Genomic DNA, 22,275 nt, shown 5'->3' with positions numbered 1-22,275 from the left:
GCGGGCGTCGTCTGGCAAGGCGCGAGGGGCCACACGGGCGGGCGGGCGGCGCGGCCTTGTTGACGGCGGCGCGAAACCCCACGATGAAAGCTGCGGTCCAGCCGCCGTATACGAGGAGCAGCATGTCCGAATTCGTCAAGATCGCCTTTGGCGCGCTCGCCGCCCCTAAGGGCGGAACCTATGTCATCTTCGTCGGCGCGGATCTCAAGCCTTCGCCCCGGGTCGCGGCGCTGATCGGCGCGGCGGGGACGCGCCTCGAATCGGCGGCCAAGGCGGTTCACTTCCGCGGCAAGGCTTCGACCGCGATGGATCTCGTCGAAGCGCCGGGGCTGGACGGCGTGCGGCTCGTGATCGTGGGCATCGCGCCGGGCAAGGACGGAAAGCCGATCGATTTCGCCAATCTCGGCGGCTACGTCTTCGGCAAGCTCGGCGCCGCGAAGAAGGCCGCTGTCGCATTCGTCGCGCCCGAGGGCGAATGGGAGGCCGGTCAGGCCGCCGAGTTCGCGCTGGGCCTACGCCTACGCGCCTATCGCTTCGACCACTACAAGACCAAGAAGGACAACGGCGACGAGGCCGACGACGCCGCCGCGGCTGTGACGATCGAGTTCGAGTCTGCCGCCGCCGCGCGCGCCGCCGCCGCCCCGCGAATGGCGGTTGCCGAGGGCGTCGAGCTCGCCCGCACCTTGGTCAACGAGCCGCCAAACGTCCTCTATCCCGAATCCTTCGCCGAGCGCGCGGCGGGGCTGAAGGCGCATGGCGTCGAAGTTGAGATTCTCGACGAGAAGGCGATGGGCAAGCTCGGCATGAACGCGCTGCTCGGCGTCGGCCAGGGCTCGAAGCGCGGCAGCCGTCTCGTCGTCATGCGCTGGCGCGGGGCCCACGCGCGCAAGGCCAAACCGGTCGCCTTCGTCGGCAAGGGCGTCTGCTTCGATTCGGGAGGCATCTCGATCAAGCCCGCCGCCAGCATGGAGGACATGAAAGGAGACATGGCCGGCGCGGCGTGCGTCGTCGGGTTGATGCGGACGCTCGCCGCCCGCAAGGCGAAGGTCGACGCGGTCGGCGTGATCGGCCTGGTCGAGAACATGCCGGGCGGCGGCGCCATCCGACCAAGCGACATTTTGACCTCGATGTCCGGCCAGACGATCGAGATCATCAACACCGACGCGGAGGGGCGTCTGGTGCTCGCCGACGCGTTGACCTATGCGCGCGAAAAGTTCAAACCGCGCTTCATGATCGATCTCGCGACGCTGACCGGGGCGATTCTCGTCGCGCTCGGCCAGGAGCACGCCGGGCTGTTCTCCAACGACGACGAGCTCGCCGCGCGCCTCAGCGCCGCCGGCGCCGCGACCGGCGAAGCGGTCTGGCGCATGCCGCTCGGGTCGGCCTACGACAAGCTGATCGATTCCAAATTCGCCGACATGAAGAACACCGGCGGCCGCAACGCCGGTTCGATCACCGCTGCGCAGTTCCTCAAGCGTTTCGTCGGCGACACGCCCTGGGCGCATCTCGATATCGCCGGCACCGGGATGAGCTCGCCGACGAGCGATATCAATCATTCGTGGGGCTCGGGTTGGGGCGTCAGGCTGCTGGATCGACTCGTCGCCGAGTATTACGAGGGCTGAGGAGCAAGCGGCCGGAGGCGGAGCGATGCAGGCGAGATTGGCAAGCGCGTTGGTCGCGGTCGGCGTTGCTTTATTCGCGGCGCCGGCTGGCGCGGCGGACATCGACTGCGACGCCTTCATCGACAAGCTGCGATCCGCCGCCAGCGACCTCGGCGTCGATTTCGGCCACGCGCTGGTGGTGTCGCGGGCGCGTAGCGACATCGACGTCTTCGACATCACCACCAACTTCGAAATCGACGGCGACATGAGCTGCCGCGCGGGCAAGCTGCTGCGTTTCGAGGCGCGAATGTCCGAACCGGCGAGTAGCCGTTCGGACAGCCAGTTCGAGGCGTTCCAGGCGGCGGCGCTGCGCGCGGCGCTCGGCTGGGAGGCGGGCAAAGCGCGAACCGCCGTGCGCGCGATGGCCGCCGACGCGCGCGAATACCTCAAAGCGTCGCGCGAACGCGGAGACGTCTATATTTCGGGCAAGACCGAGGAGCACGAACCGGGAAACGTCAGCCTTGGCCTGATCGTCACCGACACCGACACCGCTTTCATCCTCATCGGCGCAGAACAAGAATAGGGGAGCGCGGATGAACGAATTCCGCTTTCTCCATCTTGAGCGGCGGCGAATCGATCAGGCTTTGCCGGACATTCTCGAGGAGGCGCTGGCCGCCGGCAAGCGCGTCGTCGTCCAAGCGGGATCGGAGGAACGGGTTGAGGCGCTCAACGAGCGGCTGTGGACCTACGCCGACGAGAGTTTCCTGCCGCACGGCTCGGCGCGCGACGGCGAGCCGCAGGCGCAGCCGGTCTATCTGACCGCCGGCGACGACAATCCCAACGGCGCCGCCTTGCGCGTGCTGCTCTCTGGCGTTCCCGCCGCCGCTTTCGTAAAAGCCGGCTACGAACGCGTCGCGCTGCTGTTCGACGGGCGCGACGAGGAGGCGGTCGCCGAGGCGCGGCGAGAATGGATCGCGGTCAAGGCCGCGGGCGCCGCGCCGAGCTATTGGCGCGAAGGCGAGGACGGGGGGTGGGCGCGCGTGCGCTAGGGAGCGCAGATGACGCGGCGCGAATGTTGCATTTCGGCGGACGCGTGGAGCTAAGCGCGACGCCCAATTGACGCGGGTCCGATGCGCTTCTCGGTTCGTCACCAAACCCTCTACCGCTACTCTGCGCCGGTGCGGCTCGCCGAGCACGTCTTGCGGTTCAATCCGCGGCCGGAGGCAGGCCGACTGTTCGAGCGGACGCTGTCGACCGATCCGACCCCGATCGAGCGCGAGGACGCGCTCGATCGATTCGGCAATCTCGTCACCCGCGTCGCGTTCGACGGACTTTCAGCCCGTTTCGCCATCGACAGCCGCTTTGCGCTCGAAGTCGCCCGCCCCGCGGCGCCACGGACCGCAGCGCTTCCGCCTCTACCTTGGCCGATCGGCGCTGACGGGCCGAACGCCGTCTATTGCATGTCCGGCGGGATCGATAACACAGTGCGCGCGTTCGCGACGGAAATCGCGTCGGAATGCGGCGGCGACGCGCTGGCGTTCCTCGATCGCCTCAACCAAACGCTGTTCGTTCGCATCCGCCACGACATCCGAGCCGAGGGCGCCGCGCGGCCCGCCGCGGCGACGCTGGCGCTCGGCCACGGCGCCTGCCGAGACGTGACCGATCTGTTCCTCGCCGCCTGCCGCAGCCTCGGCGCGCCGGCGCGATTCGTCAGCGGCTATCAGGCGAAAGCGGATACGCCGGACGGCCGGCGCCACCTTCACGCTTGGCCGGAGGCGTTCGCGCCCGGTCTCGGCTGGCTCGCTTACGATCCGACCCACGGCGTCAAGGTCTCCGACGGCCATGTCGGCCTGTGCGCCGCGCCCGACCAGGCTGCGACGATGCCGGTCGAAGGCGGGTTCTACGGCGGCGCGGTGACTTCGACGCTCGACTATCAGGTCGAGATCGAAACCGATGCGGCCTGACCGCTGACATTTCGCGCCCCGCTCGAAGGCGCGAAGGTCCGTCCGTGTCCAGTTTGACTGTCAGCCTCTCCAATGCCTCAGCGCGGAGGATGGTGCAGAGGACCACATGAAGTCACGCATTCCCGCCGGCGCGACGACCTCGCGTCGCCGTCAGTGTTTTGCGCCTCGCGACGAGGGAGGTCCGCTACGTTCGTTCGTTGGCGATGAACTGGCGAAAGCGCTCCGACTTGGAATTGCTGAACAGTTCCGCCGGCGGCCCTTCATCCTCGACCAGACCCTGGTGCAGGAAGATGATGCGGTCGGAGACGTCGCGGGCGAAGCCCATTTCGTGGGTGACGATCAGCATGGTGCGCCCTTCATCGGCGAGCGAGCGCATCACCCTGAGAACTTCGCCGACAAGTTCGGGGTCGAGCGCCGAAGTCGGCTCGTCGAACAGCATCACCTTTGGCCTCATCGCCAGCGCGCGGGCGATCGCGGCGCGCTGCTGCTGGCCGCCGGAAAGATGCGTGGGATAAAAATTCGCCTTGTCGCCGATGCCGACCTTGTCGAGCAACGCACGGGCTTCCTCGACGCATTCGGCGCGCGGCCGCTTCTGCACATGGATCGGCGCCTCGATCAGATTGTCGAGAATCGTCATGTGCGACCACAGGTTGAAGTTCTGAAACACCATGCCGAGCTCGGAGCGGATGCGGTCGACTTGGCGCCGGTCGGCGGGCGCCGAGCGGCCGTCGCGCGTCTTGCGCATCAGGATCGTCTCGCCCGCCACCGTAACCACGCCTTCGTCGGGCGTCTCGAGCAGGTTGATGCAGCGCAGCAGCGTGCTCTTGCCGGAGCCCGAGGAGCCGAGGATGGAGATCACGTCGCCTTCGCGCGCCAGCAGCGACACACCCTTGAGCACTTCGAGCGAGCCGAAGCGTTTGTGCAGGCCCGAGACGGTCAGCGCGTAGCTGTCGCTTTCGCTTTCAGGCATTCCGTTCCCCTCAGGCGGACCGCGCGCGCAAATGCGGGGACAGCCATTGTTCGATGAATATGAAGGCGCGGGCGATCAGGTAGTTGACGACGAAGTAGATCGCACCGGCGATCAGCAGCGGGGTGTAGGTCACGAGCGTGTCGTTGCGGATCTTGAGCGCGACGCTCATCACGTCCCACAGCGTCACCAGCGAGACCAGCGCCGTCGCTTTGACCATTGAGATCACTTCGGTCGAATAGGCGGGCAGCGCCTGACGCAAGGCGATCGGAAAGATCACCCGGCGGAACAACAGGAAGCCCGACATGCCGCAGGCGCGCGCCGCCTCGACCTGGCCGTGCGGCACGCCGGCGAGCGCGCCGCGGAAGATCTCGCTCTGATAGGCGGCCGTGCAGAGCGCGCAGGACAGCGTCGCGCAGTTGAAGGCGTCGCGCAGGAACGGCCAGAAGACGCTCGCGCGCACCAGCGGGAACGACGAGAGGCCGTAATAGACGACGAACAGCTGCACCAGCAGCGGCGCGCCGCGGAAGACGAAAATGTAGGCGCGTGCGATCCATTCCGCCGGCTTGATTCCGCTGCCGCGCATCCAGGTGACGCCGGCGGCGATAAAGGCGCCAAAAAACACCGACAGCGCCCACACCGACAGCGTCACCTGCAGCGCGGCGATCAGGCGCAGGAATGTGGTCCAGATGAAGGCCAGGTCCATGGTCAGTGCGCTTCGCGCCGCATGCCGCGCGTCGCGCGCGCTTCGGCGAACTCAAACACGCGGTCGGAGATCGACGTGATCGCGAGATAGAGCGCGCCGCCGGCGACGTAGAAGGTGAAAGGCTGGTGGGTTGAGCCGGCGGCGACCTGGCTGGTGCGCATCAATTCGGCGAGGCCGGTGACTGAGATCAGCGACGAATCTTTCAGTGCGACCTGCCACAGGTTGCCGAGGCCGGGGAGGGCGAAGCGCAGCACCTGCGGTCCGATGATTCGGCGAAACATCAGCCAGCGGCCCATGCCGACGGCCCGCGCCGCCTCAAGCTCGCCTTTGGCGATGGCGAGAAACGCGCCGCGAAAGACCTCGGCCTGGTAGGAACCGGAAATGACGCCGACGGCGAGCGCGCCGGCCGCGAAGCCCGGCACGCCGAGAAAGCCCTCGCCACCGAGCAGGTGGTCGAGGCCGGTCAGGGTCGCCGAACTGCCGAAATAGACGAAGTAGACGACGAGCAGTTCCGGCAGCCCGCGAAAGATCGCCGCATAGCCTCCGCCGATCGCGGCGGCGATGCGGACGCCGGAAAGCTTGGCCCAGGCGACGAGCGAACCGAGCGCCGCCCCGATCGCGAGACCCGCGATCGAGACGAGCACAGTCATGACGGCGCCGTACAGAAGCGCCGGGCCCCAGCCGCGTTCGCCAAAGCCAAGCGCCGTCATCCAGTTCACGGGCCGCTTACGTCCCTATCAAGGCGTCGTGTCGATCTTGAACCACTTCAAAGAGTACTTCTTGATCGAGCCGTCGGCAAACGCCGCCTTGATCGCCTTGTCGAACTTCGCGGTGAGGTCCGCGTCGCTCTTGCGGATGCCCATGCCGACGCCGACGCCGAAGTCGCCGCCGGTCAGTCGCGGACCGAATTCGGTGAAGTCCTTCGCGTCGTCCTTGCCGAGCATCGATGCGATCGCCGTCTCGTCGTCGAGCACAGCGTCGATGCGGCCGGATTTCAAGTCGAGATCGCGCTCGTCGGTGGTCTTGTATTCCTTGATCGTCGCGACGTCCTTGAGGTGATCGCCGGCGAAGGTCGCGTGGGTCGTCGACACCTGCACGCCGAGCGTCTTGCCTTTCAGCGCTTCCCTCAGCGACGCGAGCGCAGCGGCGCCGACCGCCTTGTCTTTGTCGAAGTTGACCAGCTTGCCGGCGCCGGCGAGCTTGGCGAGCGGGCTCGACTTGGCGGTGGCCAACGCGGCCGGGACCGAGGCATAGGGAACCGAGAAGTCGATCTGCTTCTTGCGCTCGTCGGTGATCGACATGCCGTCCATGATCACGTCGAACTTGCCGGCCTGCAGGCCGGGGATCATGCCGTCCCAATCCTGGGCGATGATCTTGCACTCGACCTTGATGCGGGCGCAGACGTCCATCGCGAGGTCAGGCTCGAAACCGACGATCTTGCCGCTCGGATCGGTCAGGTTATAGGGCTCGTACGCGCCCTCCATGCCGATGACGACCGTCTTCCAGTCCTTGGCGCTTGCCGCGCCGGCAAGGACGAGCAGGGAGCACGTCAACGCCGCGCCCAGTAGGCTTCTACGATTCATGGTCTTCCCCTCCATCGAGCGAAAGCCGGCTAACCGCCGACCTTAAGTCAAACCTTTAGAGAGCCCGACAGTCCGTTGTAAATCGGCGAGTCGGCCTAGGCTGCGGCTCCGAGCCAAACTGGGACAATCTGCCGCGGCTCGCATAAACCATTGATGCGGGCGCATGATCGATGAAATCCGGCCTCTCGCGGCCGACATGTGGAACGGCGCTCAGGGCGGCCGCCAAGGCGCCGTTGGGTCGGCGTCATCCTGACGCGGCGTGACAGGCGGACGCCATCATGGCGCGGACTGCCTCGTCCATGACGGGCCGACGGGCTCAGGCGGGGTCCGCGGCCGAGGTTGTGGGAACGATCCTTCTCGCAACCGAAAGGCGGACAGCGAACGCGAGCGGCCGACCGTGACTAGTGGACGAAGACGTTGACTTCGTTGCGATAAGACTCGCCGTCGGGAAGGAAGGACTGGAAGGCGAAGCTGTCGTTGCCCGCAAACCCGGCGTGCGGACTGTAGGCCGTTACAATCCCATTGACCGTTTTGCCATTGCAGGCGGAGAACGCCCGGCCGGGAGGAACGGTCATGACGTCCTTGCCCGGCTCGATCGTCACTTCGCCATTGGCCGGCGCACGAAGAATCTGTGCGCTGACTCCGGGTTGGGCGGTGCAGTCCGGATTGACGGAAGAGGCGAATCCGACCCGCACGGTCGTTCCTTGGGCGATTGTGAAGTTCTTGACCCGGTCGATCTCGCTACCGCCGTTGGAAATGCCCGTCACTTGGACGGACGATGACTGTTCCGCCGGCGAGCAACCGGCGAGCGACAAAACCAGCGCCGCCCACAGCGGCGCGCGCGTGTAGACCGTGTAGACCATGTTTGCCCCAGACCCTTTGCCCCGCATCCGAAGGAGCGACGCCTCGACGGGTTCGCCGGCTATTTCACGCCATCGTGACGAACTTATGACTTTTCGCTCTGGGCTTGCGGGCTGTTTGTGCGGCCCCCCTTCGCAGGTCGCCGCGCCGCGAGACGGTGAAGTTGCCAACGCCCGCCGCGCGCGCCGTTGTGGCCGAAACGACAAGCCCGACCGTGACGGGAAAAAGGGCGATAGACAAGGGCTGGCCGCTTGGCGTCGGCCGCAGCGCTCAACCCGCCGCCTCGACTTGTGAGGCCAAATCGAGCCACATCTCCTCGGCGGCGGTCAGCGCGCGTTCGAGTTCGCCGCGTTTGCCGGCAAGGTCGGCGATCTTGGCCGCTTCGCCCCCGGCGCCTGCCACGGCCAGAGCCTCGTCGACCCGCCGCAGCAAGTCCTCGAACCGGCGCATTTTTTCCTCGACTGCGGCAATTTCCTTGCGCAACGGCGCGAGGTCGCGACGCGGCCGCGCCGCTTCGCGGGCGGACGCGGACCTCGCCGGCGGCTCGCGGCGACCGCTGTCAGGCGCGCGCTGGGCGAGCACCAGGCGACGATGACGCAGGCGCCTTCGTATTCGTTGATCGCCTCGATCAGCTCGCCGCGGCTGTCGATGTCGAGATGGTTGGTCGGCTCGTCGAGGATCAGCAATTGCGGGCCGTCGAAGGCGGCCAGGCCCATCAACAACCGCGCTTTCTCGCCCCCGGAAAGCGCGGCGATCCGCGTGTCGGCGCGGTCGCCGGGAAAGCCGATCTGCGCCGCCCGCACGCGGATCTTCGCCTGCGCCGCGCCGCGCATACGCTGGGCGACCGCGCCATAGGGGGTCGAGCCGAGGTCGAGTTCGTCGACCTGATGCTGGGCGAAAAAGCCGACTTCGAGCTTGTTGGCGCGGACGAACTTGCCCTCCATCGGCGTCAGCCGTCCGGCGAGCAGCTTGGCGAAGGTCGACTTGCCGTTGCCGTTGGCGCCAAGCAGCCCGACGCGGTCGTCGTCGGCGAGCGTCAAGCTGAGCTTCGACAGCACGACGCGGCCGTCGTAGCCGACGCTGACCTTTTCCATCGCGACGATCGGCGGGCTCAGCTTCTTGGCGATCGGCGGCCAGCGGAACGGGGCGACGGTTTCGTCGACCACCGCGGCGATCGGCTCCATCTTGGCCAGCATTTTCAAGCGCGACTGCGCCTGTGTCGCCTTGGTCGCCGAGGCGCGGAAGCGGTCGACGAAGCTCTGCAGATGCTTGCGGCGCTCCTCCTGCTTCTTGAGCGCTTTGGCCTGCAACGCCTGACTCTCGCGCCGCTGGCGCTCGAAGCTGGTATAGCCGCCGCTCCACAAGCTGAGCTTGCCGCGCTCGAGCAGCGCGATGTGGTCGACGACATCGTCGAGCAGGTCGCGGTCGTGGCTGATGACGACGGTCGTCGCCGGGCAGGTCTTGAGATAGTCGGCGAGCCACAGCGTTCCCTCTAGGTCGAGGTAGTTGGTCGGCTCGTCGAGCAACAGCAGGTCGGGGGCGGAAAATAGCACCGCGGCGAGGGCGACGCGCATGCGCCAGCCGCCGGAGAACTCGGCGAGCGGCCGCCCCTGCGCCCGTTCGTCGAAGCCGAGGCCGGCAAGGATGCGCGCGGCGCGCGCGGGCGCTGCGTGGGCGCCAATGTCGACGAGCCGGGTTTGGATCTCGGCGATGCGCAGCGGATCGTCGGCGCGTTCGGCCTCTTCAAGCAGGACGCGGCGTTCGGCGTCGGCGTCGAGCACGAAGTCGACGAGCGCCTGCGCGCCGCTCGGCGCCTCCTGCTCGACCTGGCCAATACGGGCGCGCCGGGGCAGGCCGATCGCGCCGCTCTCCGGGCTCAGCTCGCCGCAGATGAGGCGGAACAGCGTCGTCTTGCCGGCGCCGTTGCGGCCGATCAGGCCGACATGCGCGCCGGTCGGCAGCGCCACGGTCGCTCCGTCGATCAGCAGGCGTTCGCCGAGCCGATAAGTGAGCTCGTTGAGATGCAGCATGGGCGGCTTTTCCCCTGCGCCGCCGTCGCTGGCAAGGGGCGGCTGGCCGACGGGCTGGACCGCCGGGCCGGGGCGGCGCGCATTGCTTTCGCCGCCGCGGCGGTTATATATGCCCCGCCTTTTCAACCCCTCGTTGAGGCGCCGCCTTGCGCCGCGCTCCGGAGTCCTAGCCTTTGTTCACGACGTCAGCCTTCGCCCAGGCCGCCGGCTCGGCCCCCGCGAGTTCGACCGACATGCTGATGCAGTTCGCGCCGTTCATCGCGATCTTCGCCATCATGTATTTCCTGATCCTGAGGCCGCAGCAGCGGCGCGCAAAGGATCAGAAGGCGCTGGTGCAGGGCGCGCGGCGCGGCGACACCGTCGTCACCAGCGGCGGCCTGATCGGCAAAGTCACCAAGTCCACCGATGAAACCGAAGTCGAACTCGAGATTGCGCCCAACGTTCGGGTGCGGCTCGCCCGATCGGGCATCGCCGACGTGCGGGCGAAGGGCGAACCGGTCAAGAGCGAATCGGCGAAAGACGCGCCGGCCAAGAAGGACGCCTGAACGCCTGACGCGCGCCGTTCGCGGCGCGGAGGAAGCCTGATCCAATGTTCCGTCTCGCACCCTGGAAGGTCGCCTCGATCCTGGCGCTGGTGTTCTGCGCGGCGCTGCTCGTGGTGCCGAGCTTCCTGCCCGAAAGCGCTGTTACGGCGATCGAGAGTCGGTTGCCGAGCTTCGTGCCGTTCCGCGCGATCGTGCTCGGCCTCGACCTGCAGGGCGGCGCGCATATCCTGATGGAAGTCGACAGCGCTTCGGTGGTGAAGACTCAGGTCGACTCGCTGCGCGACGACGTGCGCGCCAAGATGCGCGAGGGCAAGATCTCGATCAGCGGCGGCATCTCGGAGCAGCCGCGCGGCGTGGTGGTGCGGATCGCCGATCCCGCCGAGCGCGCCCGCGCGCTGGACCTCTTGCGCTCGCTCGACTCGCGCGTGGGCGGCGCGTTGACCGGCGCGACCGGCCACACCCTCGACATTTCCGACAACGGCGACGGCGCGATCCAGCTCCAGCTCACCGAGGCGGCGACGACCGACAAGATTCGCCACGCCGTCAGTCAGTCGATCGAGGTGCTCAACCGCCGCCTCAACGGCGCCGGCACCAAGGAGACCAACGTCCAGCAGCAGGGGGCCGACCGCATCCTGATCGAGGTGCCGGGTCTGCAGGACACGACCAAGGTCAAGGATCTGCTCGGCGCAACCGCCAAGCTCGAATTCCGCCTCGTCGCCGATCCGGGCGATCCGCCGAGCGAGAGCGAGGTTCTGCCGCAAGTGCAGGGCGGCACGATCGCGGTGCAGAAGCGGGTGATGGTGGCGGGCGAGGACCTCACCGACGCCCAGCCGAGCTTCGACTCGCGCACCGGCGAGCCCGACGTCAACTTCCGCTTCAACCTGCGCGGCGGACAGAAATTCGGCCAAGTGACGTCGGAGAACGTCGGCAAACTGTTCGCCATCGTGCTCGACGGCAAGGTGATCTCGGCGCCGCGCATTCTTGGTCCGATCACCGGCGGCAGCGGTCAGATTACCGGCAATTTCACCGTCGACAAGGCGGACGAGTTGGCGGTGCTGCTGCGCGCCGGCGCGCTGCCGGCCAAACTGACCGTCGTCGAAGAGCGGACCGTCGGCCCCGGCCTCGGCCAGGATTCGATCGACGCCGGCAAACGGGCCGCCCTGGTCGGCGGCGCGCTGGTCATCGTCTATATGCTGACGACCTATGGCGTCTTCGGCATCTTCGCCGACCTCGCGCTCGGCGTGCACATCCTGCTCATCTTCGCCTCGATGGCGCTGCTCGGCGCGACGCTGACCTTGCCCGGCATCGCCGGCATCGTCTTCACCATCGGCATGGCGGTGGACTCCAACGTGCTCATCTACGAGCGCATCCGCGAGGAGGCGCACCTCGGCCGCTCGGTCGTCTCCGCGCTCGACGCCGGCTTCAGGCGCGCCTTCGCCACCATTGTCGACTCCAATGTGACGATGTTCGTCGCAGCGGTGATCCTCTATTTGTTCGGGTCGGGCGCGGTGCGCGGCTTCGCGGTGTCGCTCGGGCTGGGCATTCTCACCTCGATCATCACCGCGGTGACGATGACGCGCATGATGATCGCGCTGTGGTATCGCCGCAGCCGCGCCACCAAGCTGCCGATCTGAGCGCGGGAGTCTTCGCGATGAAACTGCTTCGCCTCGCGCCGGAAAACACCAAGTTCGGGTTCATGCGGCTGCGCCGCGTGAGCTACCCGCTGTCGGCGTTCCTGTCGATCGTCGCGGTGACGGTGTTCTTCACCGTCGGCATGAATTTCGGCATCGACTTCGCGGGCGGCACGCAGGTCGAGTTGCGCGCCAAGAGCGGCGTCGCGGATCTCGCCAACCTACGCTCCACGGCCGAAGGACTGGGCCTCGGCCCGGTCGAGGCGCAGCGCTCGGGCGCGGAGAGCGACGTGACCGTCAGGCTCAACGTCCAGTCGGGCGGCGAGCAGGGTCAGCAGACCGCGATCAACAAGCTGCGGCAGACCTTCGGCGACACTTACGAGTTCCGTAGCGTCGAGGCGGTCGGTCCGCGCGTCTCCGGCGAACTGGTGCAGAGCGGCACGCTCGGCGTCGTCGTGGCGATTCTGGCCGTGCTGTCGTATTTGTGGTTCCGGTTCGAATGGCAGTTCGCGGTCGGCGCGATCATCGGCACGATGCACGACCTGCTGCTGACGGTCGGCTTCTTCTCCGTCACCCAGCTCGAGTTCAACCAGACCTCGATCGCCGCGATCCTGACCATCGTCGGCTATTCGCTCAACGAAACGGTCGTCGTGCTCGACCGCATCCGCGAAGTGATGCGCAAGTACAAGCGCCTGTCGACCGCCGAGATCGTCGACATGTCGGTCAACGCGGTGCTGCCGCGCACGATCATGACGGCGACGACGGTGTTCCTCGCGCTGCTGGCGTTGTTCTTCCTCGGCGGCCACGTCATCCGCTCGTTCTCCGCGGCGATGATCTGGGGCATTTTCGTCGCCACCTACTCGTCGATCTTCATCTGCTCGCCGATGCTGATCTATCTCGGCGTGCGCGCCGACGCGTTCGACAAGGGCGCCGACGCCGCCGACGTCGAATCAGCGCCGGCCAAGGGGACGGTCTGAGATCGCGCTTGCGCGCAAGAGCGCGCCGGACGAAGCTCTGACGCCATGGCGCCGCTTCCCTTCGTTCCTGGCCGCCACGCCATCGAGTCTTACGGCGGCGGCGGCTTCCGCTTCGCCGGCATGAGCCACGTCGGCTCGATCCTGGCGACGCCGCGCGGAATTTCCGCGCTCGCCGCCGTTTCGATCGCCGAGGTCGGCGACGAGGCGCTGGCGCCCCTGATCGCCGAACTCGAAACGACGCCAGGGGCGGTCGAGCTGCTGGTCGTCGGCGCGGGCGCGAGCCCGGGGCGGCTGTCCGAAGCGCTGATCCAGCGCCTGCGCGCGTCAGGGCTGCGGTTCGAGACGATGGCCACCGGTCCGGCGGCGCGCGTTTACAACGTGCTGATCGAAGAGGGTCGGCGCGTCGCCGCGCTGCTGATTGCGGTCGCATGAGCGCGGACGCGCTCGCCGAGGCTTATGTCTACTGCGGGCAGATCGCGCGCGAGAACGAGCGCGACCTGTGGCTCGCGGCCTTGTTCGCGCCGGAACGGCTGCGTCCGCACCTGCAGGCGCTTGCCGCCTTCGCGCACGAGACCGGCGTCGCCGCCGCGCGCGTGCGCGAACCGGTCGCTGGTGAAATGCGGCTTGCCTGGTGGCGCGAGGCGCTGGCCGGCGCGCGGACCGCGGAGGCGGCGGGCGCGCCCATCGCTGCGGCGCTGATCGACACGATGACGAAGTTCGCGCTGCCGGTCTCCGCCCTCGAGGACCTGCTGCAGGCGCTCACGTTCGACGTCTACGACGACGCGATGGAAAGCCTCGAAGCGTTGGAGGCCTATGGAATCGCCACGGCGGGCGCGCTGACGGCGCTGCGCGCGCAAGTTCTCGCTGAGGGGCGTCAACCAGGCGCGCAAGGCGCGAGCGACGCCGCGGGGGCGGGGCTCGCGCTCGCCCGCGCCGTGCTCGACTTCGCGGCCGGGCGACGCCGGCCCCTGCTGGTCCCGCGTGCGCTGCTCGAACGCTGCGGCGTTTCGTTGGCCGACGCGCGCGTGGGCGGGGGTGGCGGCGGCGTCCGCGCAGCGCTTGCCGAACTCGCCGACGCAGCCGACGCACGCATCGATGAAGCCGAGGCGCGTCTCGCCGCGCTGCCGGCCGCGCTCGCGCCCGCTTTCGCGCCGCTGGCGACGGCGCGGCTCGACCTCAGGCGGTGGCGCCGCGCGCGCGCCGCGCCCTTCGCCCCCGCCGCGCCGTGGCGGCGGCAATGGGCGCTGTGGAGATGGGCGCGGCGGCGGTGAGGCGTCTTATTCCTTCGCCAATTGGCCGCGGGTCTCGCCGCCTTTGTTCTTGGCGGTGTGGATGTTGAAGTAGACCATGCCGTCGGCGAAGTCCTTGGCCTGGTCGGCGCTGATCTTGGCCGAGCCTTCGAACGGGCTCTTGCTCGCGTCGACCGGAACCAGCACCGGCGCATTGACGCCGGCCGCCGCCGGTCCGTGGAAATGCGCGGCGATCTCGGGACCGCTCAGGCCGGAATAGCTGCCCGACCAGCTCAACGTCCCTGCTTCGCTGTCGTAGGTCGCTTCGATCGTCCCCTTGGCCCCGGTGTCATTGGGCGGGACCTCGTTGGCGCTGCTGAGATCGGCTTTGTACTTGATCGTCTCCGCGAAAGCCGGCGCAAGCGCCGAGGCTACGGCGAAGGTCGAGAGAAAGAGGATGGAATGCGCAAGCTTCGACATCAGGTTTCTCCTTTGGGCCCCTTGCCGCTTCCTACGGTATCCGCCGCCGGCGACAATGCAATGGCGCCGTGATCAATCCGCCGCCGCGCCCTCGAAGATGATCTGGTCCGCCCAGCGCGCCGCGGCGCGCCGCTGCGTCGGCGTTCTGACCGTCCATGTCATCACCGGAAGTCCGCGCAGGGTCCGCAACAGGAACGGCGTCGGATGGGGCAGGTCGTCGACGCGCCACGACAGGAAGTCGGGCCGCGTCTGCGGATAATGGGCGAAAGCCGCGCAGGTTCGCTTCTGCTCGGCGCTGAGCGCCCGCCAATACCAGCCCTTGTAATCGGCTTCGGCGACGATGCCGAGCGGCGCCAGACCGTCGTGACGCGCGCGCAGGTGCGCGATCACCGCCGGATCGAAGCTCTTGAGCGCTAGCGGCCCGGCGTATGGACCCGCGATCTCAGCGACGCGCTCGGCGAGCCGCATGTCGCCGTCGAAGGCGCTCTTCAGTTCGCAAATCAGCGGCGTGCGCGAACCGATGCGGGCAAGGAACTGCGGCAGGGTCGGAATGCGCTCGCCGCCGTCGCGCAGCGCGAGGGTCTGCAGTTCGGCGACGTTCCTTTCGGCGAGTGCGCCGCGCGCGCGCGTCAAGCGGCGCAAATTGTCGTCGTGGAACACCATCGCTTCGCCGTCGCGGCTGAGCTGGACGTCGCATTCGATCGCGAAGCCCCCTGCAATCGCCGCCTCGGCGGCGCCGATGGAGTTCTCGGCCAGGCCCTTGGCCGCGTCTTGGAGACCGCGATGGGCGATCGGCCGCGCGGTCAGCCAGGCCGGCGCGCTCACGGCGCGATCTCGAACAGCGCCTCGACTTCGGCGATCGAGCCAAGCGGCAAATAGGCGACGCCGACGGTGGTGCGCGCGTGGCGGCCGCGCTCGCCGAACGCCGCCGCCATCAGGTCGGACGCGCCGTTCATCGCCTGCGGCAGCGCGTCGTAGCGCCCGTCGACGGCGAAGAAGCCGCCGAGCCGCACAACCCGCACGACGCGGTCGAGATCGCCGAGCGCCGCCTGCGCCTGGGCGAGTACGTTGATCGCGCATTGTCTGGCGGCGGCGGCGCCCGTCTCGACCGACGAAGCGGGCCCGAGCTTGCCGATATGGTCGGGCGCAAGCTTGCCGTCGGCGCCGCCCGGCAACTGGCCGGAGACGAACAGCAACGCGCCGCCCTTCTGGGCGCCGACGTAATTGGCGACCGGCGCAGCGGGCTTCGGCAGCGTGACCCCTAAGGCTGCGAGACGTTCGACGACCTGGCTCATCGCGTTGTATCCTCGGTTCCGCCGCGCGGAATGTCTCCGCCGGCCGGCGAACGTGATAGGCCAATCGCGCTGGCGGGCAAAGCCTGCGCTGGCGTCGCAGCCGCCGGCCAGGCTACGACTCGCTTATCGTGAGGCGAATGCGGGAGCGCGCGATGCAGGGCAGGGTGGTCGTCGTCACCGGCGCTTTCGGCGCGTTGGGGCAGGTCGTGGTCGAGGTTGCGAGTGCGCGCGGCGCGGCGACGGCGGCGATCGGGACGGCGGCGGCGCCTCCGGTCGAGGTCGCCAAGCGCTTCGCGCCGGCGACGCTCGTCGTCGGCGGGATCGACCTGACGTCGCTGGACCAGGCCCGCGCGGCGATGACGGCGGTCAAGGCGCGGTTCGGCCGCCTCGACGCGCTGGTCAACGTCGCCGGCGCGTTCGTATGGGAAAAGATCGAAGGCGGCGATCCGCGCAGCTGGCAAAAGATGTTCGCCGTCAATTTGACGACGGCCGTCAACGCGGCGCAGGCCGCGCTGCCCTATCTGCTGGAGAGCGAGGCAGGGCGAATCGTCAACGTCGGCGCGTTGGCGGCGCTGAAGGCTGGCGCGGGAATGGGCCCCTACGCCGCGAGCAAGGCGGGCGTTCACCGCTTCACCGAGAGCCTGGCCGAAGAACTCAAGGGCCGCGGCGTGACGGTCAACGCCGTGCTGCCGTCGACCATCGACACGCCGGCTAACCGGGCCGACATGCCCGACGCCGATTTCAGTCGTTGGGTCGCGCCGACCGATCTCGCCGCCGCGATCCTGTTCCTCGCTTCGCCCGAGGCGGGCGCAATCACCGGCGCGCTGCTGCCGGTCGCCGGCGGGCTGTGAGCGTCGCAGGCCGGGCAGGCGTCCGCTCAGTCGCGTCGGTCGGGTCGTTCCATCCAGCGGATTAGCGCGCCGGCTGGCAGCGTCCAGGCGAGGCCGAGGAATACGTAGCCGAGCGTCCGCCAAAGCGGCGCCGCCTCCTGCAGCGGCCGCGATTGCGCCAGCGCCGCCGCGACCAAGGCGTAGACGATAACGAAAGCGATCAGCGCGACGGCCCCGATCAGCTTGCGGCTGTGCGCGGTCAAAAGCCCGTCTCCCGGCGACGAAAAGCCCGCCGCTGCGGCGATTGCCGCCCGCGGCGCAACCGCTTATGTCTTGGCGCCGCCGGCGAGGCAAGCGAGGGAGAAGAACGCGGATGCTGGACCAGGTCGGTCTCGTTCTTCCCGGCGAACGCGCCGTAGGACAGTCCGCGCGCTCGACGCAAGCGGTGCGGCTGTGGCTGTTCGCCGTGGCGGCGCTGATCTTCGTCATGGTCATCGTCGGCGGGGCGACGCGGCTGACCGAATCCGGCCTGTCGATCACCGAGTGGAAGCCGGTGACGGGCGTCATTCCGCCGCTCAGCGAAGGTGGGTGGCGGGCGGCGTTCGACAGTTACAAGCAGATCCCGCAATACGCGGCGCTCAACCCCGACATGACGCTCGACGGCTTCAAGGCGATCTACGCCTGGGAATGGGGCCATCGTCTGCTCGCGCGTCTGATCGGCGTGGCCTTCATTCTTCCGGCGCTGTGGTTCTGGCGCCGAGGGGCGTTGACCGGCGCGCTCGGTCGGCAGATCCTCGTCGCGACGGGGCTCCTCGGGTTAGAGCCGATCGTCGGCTGGTGGATGGTGAGCTCCGGCCTCGCCGACCGCGTCGAGGTCGCCCAGGACCGGCTGGCGCTGCATCTGCTGATCGCCGCCGCGACGTTCGCTGCGCTGATCTACGCCGCCGTCGGCCTCGGGCCGCCGCGCGGGGAGCAGCGCATCGGGGCCGGCTTCGTCGCTTCCGCCGCTGCGCTCTCTGCGCTGATCTTTGTTCAGCTCGGGCTCGGCGCGCTGGTCGCGGGCCTACGCGCCGGCCTCACCGACAACACCTGGCCGCTGATGAGCGGCAAGTTCCTGCCCGAGGGCCTGTTTGGCCTGACGCCATGGCCTGCCTCGATCGTCGACGACGTGACGACGGCGCAATTCGACCATCGCCTCGTCGCCTATCTCGTCGTCCTGTTTGCGCTCGCCCAGGCTTATGCGGCTTGGCGGCGCGCGCCGGGCTCGCCGTTGGCGCGTCGCGGCGCCGCGCTTGCGGCGCTGGCGCTGCTGCAAGCCGGGCTCGGAATCGCCACGTTGCTGTTGGTCGCGCCAATCGGCCTGGCGCTCGCCCATCAGGCGCTGGCGCTGGCGCTGTTCGGCGTCGCAGTCGCGCATTGGCGCGCGACCGGTCTCGAACAGGCCGGACGATGAACGCGCCGGCGCGCGGTTCCGTGAGCGCGCGCCTCTCCGCTTTCGCCTTCTCCGCGCGCCTACGTGCGATGGTGCGTTCCAGCGAGCTGTCGATCGTCGTCGTCGCGGTTGTCGTTGGCGTCCTCGCTGGCCTCGGCGTGGCGGCGATGACCGAGCTCGTCGACGTCGCCCATGTCGTCATCTACGGCATCCCATTCGACGTGCGACTGAGCGCGGCGGCGCGGGTTTTGCCCGTCGCGGCCTTCACCGCGCTGCCGCTCGGCGGCCTCGCGGTCGGGCTGATCGACCATTGGCGACGCGTCCGGAAGCTGCCGCGCGCGGTCGATCCGATCGAAGCCAACGCTTTGCGCGGCGGCCGCATGGCGATCGGCGAAAGCCTGATCGTCTGCGCGCAAACGGTGATTTCCAATGGCGCCGGCGCCTCGGTCGGACTCGAATCGGGCTACGCCCAGATCGGCGGCGCGATCGCTTCGCGCCTCGGCCTGGCGCTGCGGCTGCGCCGCCAGGACTTGCGGCTGCTGGTCGGTTGCGGCGCCGGCGGCGCGATCGCGGCGGCGTTCGGCGCGCCGCTGACCGGCGCTTTCTACGCGTCGGAGCTGATCATCGGCGCCTATTCGCTCGCCAACGCCGGACCGATCTTCGCCGCCGCGCTGGCGGCGACCTTGACCACCAAGGGGCTGCTCGGCGCTCCCTACGTGATCGTCGCGCCGCCGGTCGCGCCGCTGGCCCTCGGGCATCACTTTCTCCTGGTGGCGCTTGGACTAATATCGGCGGCGCTCGGCGTCGGCGCGATGCGCGCCGCGGCGCTGCTCGAGCGCGGTTTCGCGGCGACGCGCGCGCCGCGCTGGGCGCGTCCTGCGCTCGGCGGCCTCGTTCTGGCGGCGATGGCGCTCTATACGCCGCAAGTGCTCGGCGCCGGGCACGGCGCGATCGGGCTCGACTTTTCGGCCCAGCTTTCCGCCGCGACCTTGGCGACGCTGCTGGCGCTGAAGCTGAGCGCGAGCCTCATTTCGCTGGCGTCGGGCTTTCGCGGCGGCCTGTTCTTCGCCTCGCTGTTCGCCGGCGCGCTGCTCGGCAAGCTCTATGCGCTCGGCGTCGCCGCCGCGTTGCCGACGCTCGCGCTCGACCCGACCGCCTGCATCATGGCAGGCATGGGAACGCTGAGCGTCGCGGTGGTCGGCGGGCCGCTGACGATGACCTTTCTGGTGCTGGAGAGCACTGGCGACCTCAGCGTGGCGGGTGGCGTGCTGGCGGCGAGCATCGCCACGAGCCTCGCCGTGCGCGCGACCTTCGGCTATTCCTTCACCACCTGGCGCCTCCACTTGCGCGGCGAATCCATTCGCGGCGCGCAGGACGTCGGCTGGCTGCGCGACCTGACCGTCGCGCGTCTGATGGTGAGCGCGCCGCCGACGATTCCGGGCGAGACGTCGCTGCGCGCGTTCCGCGCCGCCTATCCGCTCGGCAGCGCGCATGTCGTCGTCGCGGTCGACGAAGCGGGACGCTACCGCGGACTCGTGCTCGTGCCCGAGGCGCACGCCGCGCCGCTGGAAGAGAACGAGGACGGCGGCCCGATTTCGGCGGTTGCGCGGCTGCCGGAAACGAGCCTGCATCCCGACGTCGACGTGCGTTCGGCGCTGGCGATTTTCGACGCCGCTCAGACCGATACGCTCGCCGTGACCGAGCGCGAAACCGGCGTCGTCGTCGGTCTGCTCGGCGAGGCCTTCGCCGCGCGCCGCTACGCCCAGGAAACCGATCAGGCGGCGAAGGGTGTGCTGGGGGGCGGGTAGGGGCGAGGGTTGACGCGCGCCATCAACCTCAGGCGCCGGCCTCGTCAAGCGGCGTCAAGCCTTTCGTCAAGTTTTGTCAAGTTCTGTCAAGTTCTGTCAAGGGTTGTCAAGCCTGTGCTTGACGGCAACGCCTGTAATTTCAATGCCTTGCGCGGAATATCATTGACGGCGCGGCCATTGGTGGAAGCCTGGCCGTCGACGCTGCGCCGGCCCGTCGGGCCGCAGGGATAAATATACCGCGGTCTTCCCCGACGGCCAAGACATTGTCCACGTCACATTGTCCACGTCACGACGCCGTTTCTGCGGAACCGACTAATGTGCCTCGGCGTCGAACAGGATGGCGCGCAGGGGCGCGCAACCGTCTTCGAGCGCACGCTCGCGCAGGACCGACTCCACCGGAGCGACAAGCTCCAGCGGGTCCAGCCCGCGAGCGCGGATCTGATCGGCCAGCGGGCTGCCGAGCACGAACGCTGCGGCGAAGGCGGGCAGGTCGTCGACGCGGCTCATGAGAGTGACGACGTCGACCCGCACGTCACGAAAGCCCGCGTCATGCAGCGCGGCGACGATCGCGTCGATGCTCGCGTAGCCGTAGGGCACGCGCAGGAAAGGCGGCGGGTCGATCTCGAAGGCGGAGGCCAGCAGTTCGCCGACGACGCGCGGACAGGGGTTGGACGCCAACGAGTCGAAGACGTTGAAGAGATAGCGGCCGCCCTCGGCCAACACGCGGCGGGCCTCGCGATAGGACTTGGCCTTGTCGGCGAAGAACATGACGCCGAACTGGCAAACCGCGACGTCGAACGCGCCGTCGAGGAAAGGCAGGTCGCCTGCGTCGGCGGCGCGAAACTCGACAGGCTCGTCGGCGCGGAACTTCGTCTTCGCGACCTCCATCATCGGCGCATTCAGGTCGGTTGCGACCAACGTCGCGCCGGCCGGCAGAAGGTCGCGCAGCAGGCGGGTGACGATGCCGGTCCCCGCCGCGGTTTCGAGCGCGCGCCGGGGCTCATAGGAAGCCGCGCGCCGCGCAATCCGTTCGCCGAATCCAGCGAACAGCACCGGGCCGAGGCCGCGGTCATAATGTTCGGGAATGCTGTTGCCGGCGAAGCGGGTGAAGTCGTCCTTGCCGGGCGCCGCCGCCCCTTCGCGCGAATCTTCAGCCATGGCGATGATTTCCTCCGCGAGCAACGCGACCGTCGCCGCCGCCGGCCCTCACGCCAGCGCCTGATCCAAGTCCGCAATCAAGTCGGGGACGTCTTCGAGGCCGATCGACAGGCGCACGACGTCGGGCCCGGCGCCGGCGGCGACTTTCTGCGCGTCGGAGAGCTGGCGGTGGGTGGTCGAAGCGGGATGGATGACCAGCGAGCGCACGTCGCCGATATTGGCGACGTGGGAGAAGAGCTGCAGCTTGCCGACCAGCTTGACCCCCGCCTCGTAGCCGCCCCTGACGCCGAAGGTGAAGACGCCGCCCGCGCCCTTCGGGCAATAGCGTTTCGCCAGTTCATGATAGCGGTTGCCCGGCAGGCCGGCGTAGGAGACCCAGCCGACGGCGGGATGGGCGGCGAGATGCTCGGCGACCGCCAGCGCGTTGTCGCAATGGCGGCGCATCCTCAGCGACAGCGTTTCGATCCCGGTGAGGATGAGGAAGGCGTTGAACGGCGAGATGGCGGGCCCGAGGTCGCGCAGGCCCAGCGCGCGGCAGGCGACGGCGAAGCCGAAATTGCCGAAGGTCTCGGCGAAGATCATGCCGTTGTATTCGGGCCGCGGCGCCGACAGCATCGGATAGCGCGCGTCGCCGAGCCATTCGAACGAGCCGCCGTCGACGATGATTCCGCCCATCGAGTTGCCGTGGCCGCACAGGAATTTTGTCGCGCTGTGGACGACGATGTCGGCGCCGTGCTCGATCGGGCGGACGAGGTAGGGCGTCGCCAGCGTGTTGTCGACGATCAGCGGGATGTTCGCCTGTCTGGCGATCATCGCGATCGCGCCGATGTCGGTGACGACGCCGCCGGGATTGGCGATCGACTCGATGAAGATCGCCTTGGTCTTGTCGTTGACGGCCGCGCGCAGAGCGTCGAGGTTGTCGGGATCGGCCCAGCGCACTTGCCAGCCGAAATTCTTGAAGGCGTGATTGAACTGGTTGATCGAGCCGCCGTAGAGCTTGGTCGAGGCGACGAATTCGTCGCCCGGTTGCATCAGCGTGTGGAAGACGATCGCCTGCGCCGCGTGGCCCGAGGCGACGGCGAGCGCGGCCGGCGCCCCCTCGAGCGCGGCGACGCGCTCTTCCAGCGCCGCGGTCGTCGGGTTGGTGATGCGGGTGTAGATGTTGCCGAACGCCTGCA

23 protein-coding genes and 1 pseudogene are annotated in these 22,275 nt (G+C 68.5%); 12 read left to right on the top strand and 12 right to left on the bottom strand.

Annotation, left to right across the window (positions count from 1 at the left end):
- Positions 1–122: 122 nt before the first annotated feature.
- The 4 genes from ABSF49_RS10125 to ABSF49_RS10110 all read left to right on the top strand — a co-directional run bounded on the left by ABSF49_RS10125 (position 123) and on the right by ABSF49_RS10110 (position 3,565).
- Positions 123–1,622, top strand: coding sequence for a leucyl aminopeptidase (locus ABSF49_RS10125; RefSeq protein WP_424112529.1), 1,500 nt, complete (start codon positions 123–125; stop codon positions 1,620–1,622).
- A gap of 25 nt (positions 1,623–1,647) precedes the next feature.
- The gene (locus ABSF49_RS10120; protein WP_424112528.1) at positions 1,648–2,184 is read left to right on the top strand and encodes a hypothetical protein; all 537 of its coding nucleotides are present in this window, start codon (positions 1,648–1,650) and stop codon (positions 2,182–2,184) included.
- Between the two features lie 10 nt (positions 2,185–2,194).
- Positions 2,195–2,650, top strand: coding sequence for a DNA polymerase III subunit chi (locus ABSF49_RS10115; RefSeq protein WP_424112527.1), 456 nt, complete (start codon positions 2,195–2,197; stop codon positions 2,648–2,650).
- Positions 2,651–2,731: 81 nt separating this feature from the next.
- Positions 2,732–3,565 carry a transglutaminase family protein gene (locus ABSF49_RS10110; RefSeq protein WP_424112526.1) on the top strand — a complete coding sequence of 278 codons (834 nt, stop codon included), beginning with the start codon at positions 2,732–2,734 and terminating at the stop codon, positions 3,563–3,565.
- Positions 3,566–3,749: 184 nt separating this feature from the next.
- Here ABSF49_RS10110 and ABSF49_RS10105 read toward each other — a convergent pair whose 3' ends face one another.
- The 6 genes and pseudogenes from ABSF49_RS10105 to ABSF49_RS10080 form a co-directional block, all read right to left on the bottom strand.
- Positions 3,750–4,535, bottom strand: a complete 786-nt coding sequence (locus ABSF49_RS10105) for an ABC transporter ATP-binding protein (RefSeq protein ID WP_424112525.1) — start codon at positions 4,533–4,535, stop codon at positions 3,750–3,752.
- A gap of 10 nt (positions 4,536–4,545) precedes the next feature.
- Entirely contained in the window at positions 4,546–5,238 is a 693-nt protein-coding gene (locus ABSF49_RS10100; protein WP_424112524.1) for an ABC transporter permease, read from the bottom strand.
- Between the two features lie 2 nt (positions 5,239–5,240).
- Complete coding sequence (locus tag ABSF49_RS10095; RefSeq protein ID WP_424112542.1) at positions 5,241–5,948, bottom strand: ABC transporter permease; 708 nt, start codon at positions 5,946–5,948, stop codon at positions 5,241–5,243.
- A gap of 27 nt (positions 5,949–5,975) precedes the next feature.
- Positions 5,976–6,821, bottom strand: coding sequence for a transporter substrate-binding domain-containing protein (locus tag ABSF49_RS10090; protein ID WP_424112523.1), 846 nt, complete (start codon positions 6,819–6,821; stop codon positions 5,976–5,978).
- Between the two features lie 401 nt (positions 6,822–7,222).
- Positions 7,223–7,684, bottom strand: coding sequence for a hypothetical protein (locus tag ABSF49_RS10085; RefSeq protein WP_424112522.1), 462 nt, complete (start codon positions 7,682–7,684; stop codon positions 7,223–7,225).
- Positions 7,685–7,952: 268 nt separating this feature from the next.
- A pseudogene (locus tag ABSF49_RS10080) lies at positions 7,953–9,712 on the bottom strand (ABC-F family ATP-binding cassette domain-containing protein).
- Positions 9,713–9,885: 173 nt separating this feature from the next.
- Here ABSF49_RS10080 and yajC point away from each other — a divergent pair.
- The 5 genes from yajC to ABSF49_RS10055 are packed head-to-tail and all read left to right on the top strand — an operon-like array spanning position 9,886 to position 14,136.
- On the top strand, positions 9,886–10,257 hold the full coding sequence (gene yajC / locus ABSF49_RS10075) for a preprotein translocase subunit YajC (protein WP_424112521.1): 372 nt from the start codon (positions 9,886–9,888) through the stop codon (positions 10,255–10,257).
- Positions 10,258–10,301: 44 nt separating this feature from the next.
- Entirely contained in the window at positions 10,302–11,891 is a 1,590-nt protein-coding gene (gene secD, locus ABSF49_RS10070; RefSeq protein WP_424112520.1) for a protein translocase subunit SecD, read from the top strand.
- Positions 11,892–11,908: 17 nt separating this feature from the next.
- A complete protein-coding gene (gene secF / locus ABSF49_RS10065) occupies positions 11,909–12,865 on the top strand; it encodes a protein translocase subunit SecF (protein ID WP_424112519.1) in 957 nt (318 codons plus the stop codon).
- A 45-nt stretch (positions 12,866–12,910) separates the two neighbouring features.
- The gene (locus ABSF49_RS10060) at positions 12,911–13,297 is read left to right on the top strand and encodes an Mth938-like domain-containing protein (RefSeq protein ID WP_424112518.1); all 387 of its coding nucleotides are present in this window, start codon (positions 12,911–12,913) and stop codon (positions 13,295–13,297) included.
- Positions 13,294–14,136, top strand: a complete 843-nt coding sequence (locus ABSF49_RS10055; protein WP_424112517.1) for a squalene/phytoene synthase family protein — start codon at positions 13,294–13,296, stop codon at positions 14,134–14,136. Before ABSF49_RS10060 ends, ABSF49_RS10055 begins: the two co-directional genes overlap by 4 nt.
- 6 nt (positions 14,137–14,142) lie before the next feature.
- Here ABSF49_RS10055 and ABSF49_RS10050 read toward each other — a convergent pair whose 3' ends face one another.
- From ABSF49_RS10050 to ABSF49_RS10040, 3 genes are all read right to left on the bottom strand, one after another.
- On the bottom strand, positions 14,143–14,574 hold the full coding sequence (locus ABSF49_RS10050) for a CHRD domain-containing protein (RefSeq protein ID WP_424112516.1): 432 nt from the start codon (positions 14,572–14,574) through the stop codon (positions 14,143–14,145).
- A gap of 72 nt (positions 14,575–14,646) precedes the next feature.
- A complete protein-coding gene (locus ABSF49_RS10045; RefSeq protein ID WP_424112515.1) occupies positions 14,647–15,399 on the bottom strand; it encodes a glycerophosphodiester phosphodiesterase family protein in 753 nt (250 codons plus the stop codon).
- Positions 15,396–15,869, bottom strand: coding sequence for a RidA family protein (locus ABSF49_RS10040; RefSeq protein ID WP_424112514.1), 474 nt, complete (start codon positions 15,867–15,869; stop codon positions 15,396–15,398). The genes ABSF49_RS10045 and ABSF49_RS10040 overlap by 4 nt, the downstream gene beginning before the upstream one ends.
- A 152-nt stretch (positions 15,870–16,021) precedes the next feature.
- On the opposite strand from ABSF49_RS10040, the gene ABSF49_RS10035 reads away from it, so the two are divergent.
- A complete protein-coding gene (locus ABSF49_RS10035) occupies positions 16,022–16,720 on the top strand; it encodes an SDR family NAD(P)-dependent oxidoreductase (RefSeq protein ID WP_424112513.1) in 699 nt (232 codons plus the stop codon).
- A gap of 26 nt (positions 16,721–16,746) precedes the next feature.
- Here ABSF49_RS10035 and ABSF49_RS10030 read toward each other — a convergent pair whose 3' ends face one another.
- Positions 16,747–16,962: a DUF2842 domain-containing protein gene (locus tag ABSF49_RS10030; protein WP_424112512.1), complete on the bottom strand. Its 216-nt coding sequence runs from the start codon at positions 16,960–16,962 to the stop codon at positions 16,747–16,749.
- A 110-nt stretch (positions 16,963–17,072) separates the two neighbouring features.
- Here ABSF49_RS10030 and ABSF49_RS10025 point away from each other — a divergent pair, with 110 nt between their 5' ends.
- Complete coding sequence (locus ABSF49_RS10025) at positions 17,073–18,152, top strand: COX15/CtaA family protein (protein ID WP_424112511.1); 1,080 nt, start codon at positions 17,073–17,075, stop codon at positions 18,150–18,152.
- A gap of 20 nt (positions 18,153–18,172) precedes the next feature.
- A complete protein-coding gene (locus ABSF49_RS10020; RefSeq protein WP_424112510.1) occupies positions 18,173–19,939 on the top strand; it encodes a chloride channel protein in 1,767 nt (588 codons plus the stop codon).
- A 312-nt stretch (positions 19,940–20,251) separates the two neighbouring features.
- On the opposite strand, the gene ABSF49_RS10015 is transcribed toward ABSF49_RS10020, so the two are convergent.
- Both ABSF49_RS10015 and ABSF49_RS10010 read right to left on the bottom strand, forming a co-directional pair.
- Positions 20,252–21,097 carry a methyltransferase domain-containing protein gene (locus tag ABSF49_RS10015; RefSeq protein WP_424112509.1) on the bottom strand — a complete coding sequence of 282 codons (846 nt, stop codon included), beginning with the start codon at positions 21,095–21,097 and terminating at the stop codon, positions 20,252–20,254.
- 48 nt (positions 21,098–21,145) lie between these two features.
- Positions 21,146–22,275: O-acetylhomoserine aminocarboxypropyltransferase (locus tag ABSF49_RS10010; RefSeq protein ID WP_424112508.1), on the bottom strand; the 1,130-nt coding region annotated here is incomplete at its 5' end.

This window comes from Roseiarcus sp., from assembly GCF_049514155.1.
GTDB lineage: Bacteria > Pseudomonadota > Alphaproteobacteria > Rhizobiales > Beijerinckiaceae > Roseiarcus.
This window is presented reverse-complemented; position numbering and strand designations above follow the sequence as displayed.

Excerpts from the sequence above, each read along its gene's own strand:
- ABSF49_RS10040 (WP_424112514.1), bottom strand. The coding sequence starts at position 15,869 with ATGAGCCAGGTCGTCGAACGTCTCGCAGCCTTAGGGGTCACGCTGCCG.
- secD (WP_424112520.1), top strand. The coding sequence starts at position 10,302 with ATGTTCCGTCTCGCACCCTGGAAGGTCGCCTCGATCCTGGCGCTGGTG.
- ABSF49_RS10050 (WP_424112516.1), bottom strand. The coding sequence starts at position 14,574 with ATGTCGAAGCTTGCGCATTCCATCCTCTTTCTCTCGACCTTCGCCGTA.
- ABSF49_RS10125 (WP_424112529.1), top strand. The coding sequence starts at position 123 with ATGTCCGAATTCGTCAAGATCGCCTTTGGCGCGCTCGCCGCCCCTAAG.
- ABSF49_RS10055 (WP_424112517.1), top strand. The coding sequence starts at position 13,294 with ATGAGCGCGGACGCGCTCGCCGAGGCTTATGTCTACTGCGGGCAGATC.
- ABSF49_RS10085 (WP_424112522.1), bottom strand. The coding sequence starts at position 7,684 with ATGGTCTACACGGTCTACACGCGCGCGCCGCTGTGGGCGGCGCTGGTT.
- ABSF49_RS10115 (WP_424112527.1), top strand. The coding sequence starts at position 2,195 with ATGAACGAATTCCGCTTTCTCCATCTTGAGCGGCGGCGAATCGATCAG.
- ABSF49_RS10120 (WP_424112528.1), top strand. The coding sequence starts at position 1,648 with ATGCAGGCGAGATTGGCAAGCGCGTTGGTCGCGGTCGGCGTTGCTTTA.
- ABSF49_RS10025 (WP_424112511.1), top strand. The coding sequence starts at position 17,073 with ATGCTGGACCAGGTCGGTCTCGTTCTTCCCGGCGAACGCGCCGTAGGA.
- ABSF49_RS10035 (WP_424112513.1), top strand. The coding sequence starts at position 16,022 with ATGCAGGGCAGGGTGGTCGTCGTCACCGGCGCTTTCGGCGCGTTGGGG.
- ABSF49_RS10060 (WP_424112518.1), top strand. The coding sequence starts at position 12,911 with ATGGCGCCGCTTCCCTTCGTTCCTGGCCGCCACGCCATCGAGTCTTAC.
- ABSF49_RS10100 (WP_424112524.1), bottom strand. The coding sequence starts at position 5,238 with ATGGACCTGGCCTTCATCTGGACCACATTCCTGCGCCTGATCGCCGCG.
- ABSF49_RS10095 (WP_424112542.1), bottom strand. The coding sequence starts at position 5,948 with ATGACGGCGCTTGGCTTTGGCGAACGCGGCTGGGGCCCGGCGCTTCTG.
- secF (WP_424112519.1), top strand. The coding sequence starts at position 11,909 with ATGAAACTGCTTCGCCTCGCGCCGGAAAACACCAAGTTCGGGTTCATG.
- ABSF49_RS10110 (WP_424112526.1), top strand. The coding sequence starts at position 2,732 with ATGCGCTTCTCGGTTCGTCACCAAACCCTCTACCGCTACTCTGCGCCG.
- ABSF49_RS10015 (WP_424112509.1), bottom strand. The coding sequence starts at position 21,097 with ATGGCTGAAGATTCGCGCGAAGGGGCGGCGGCGCCCGGCAAGGACGAC.
- ABSF49_RS10105 (WP_424112525.1), bottom strand. The coding sequence starts at position 4,535 with ATGCCTGAAAGCGAAAGCGACAGCTACGCGCTGACCGTCTCGGGCCTG.
- ABSF49_RS10090 (WP_424112523.1), bottom strand. The coding sequence starts at position 6,821 with ATGAATCGTAGAAGCCTACTGGGCGCGGCGTTGACGTGCTCCCTGCTC.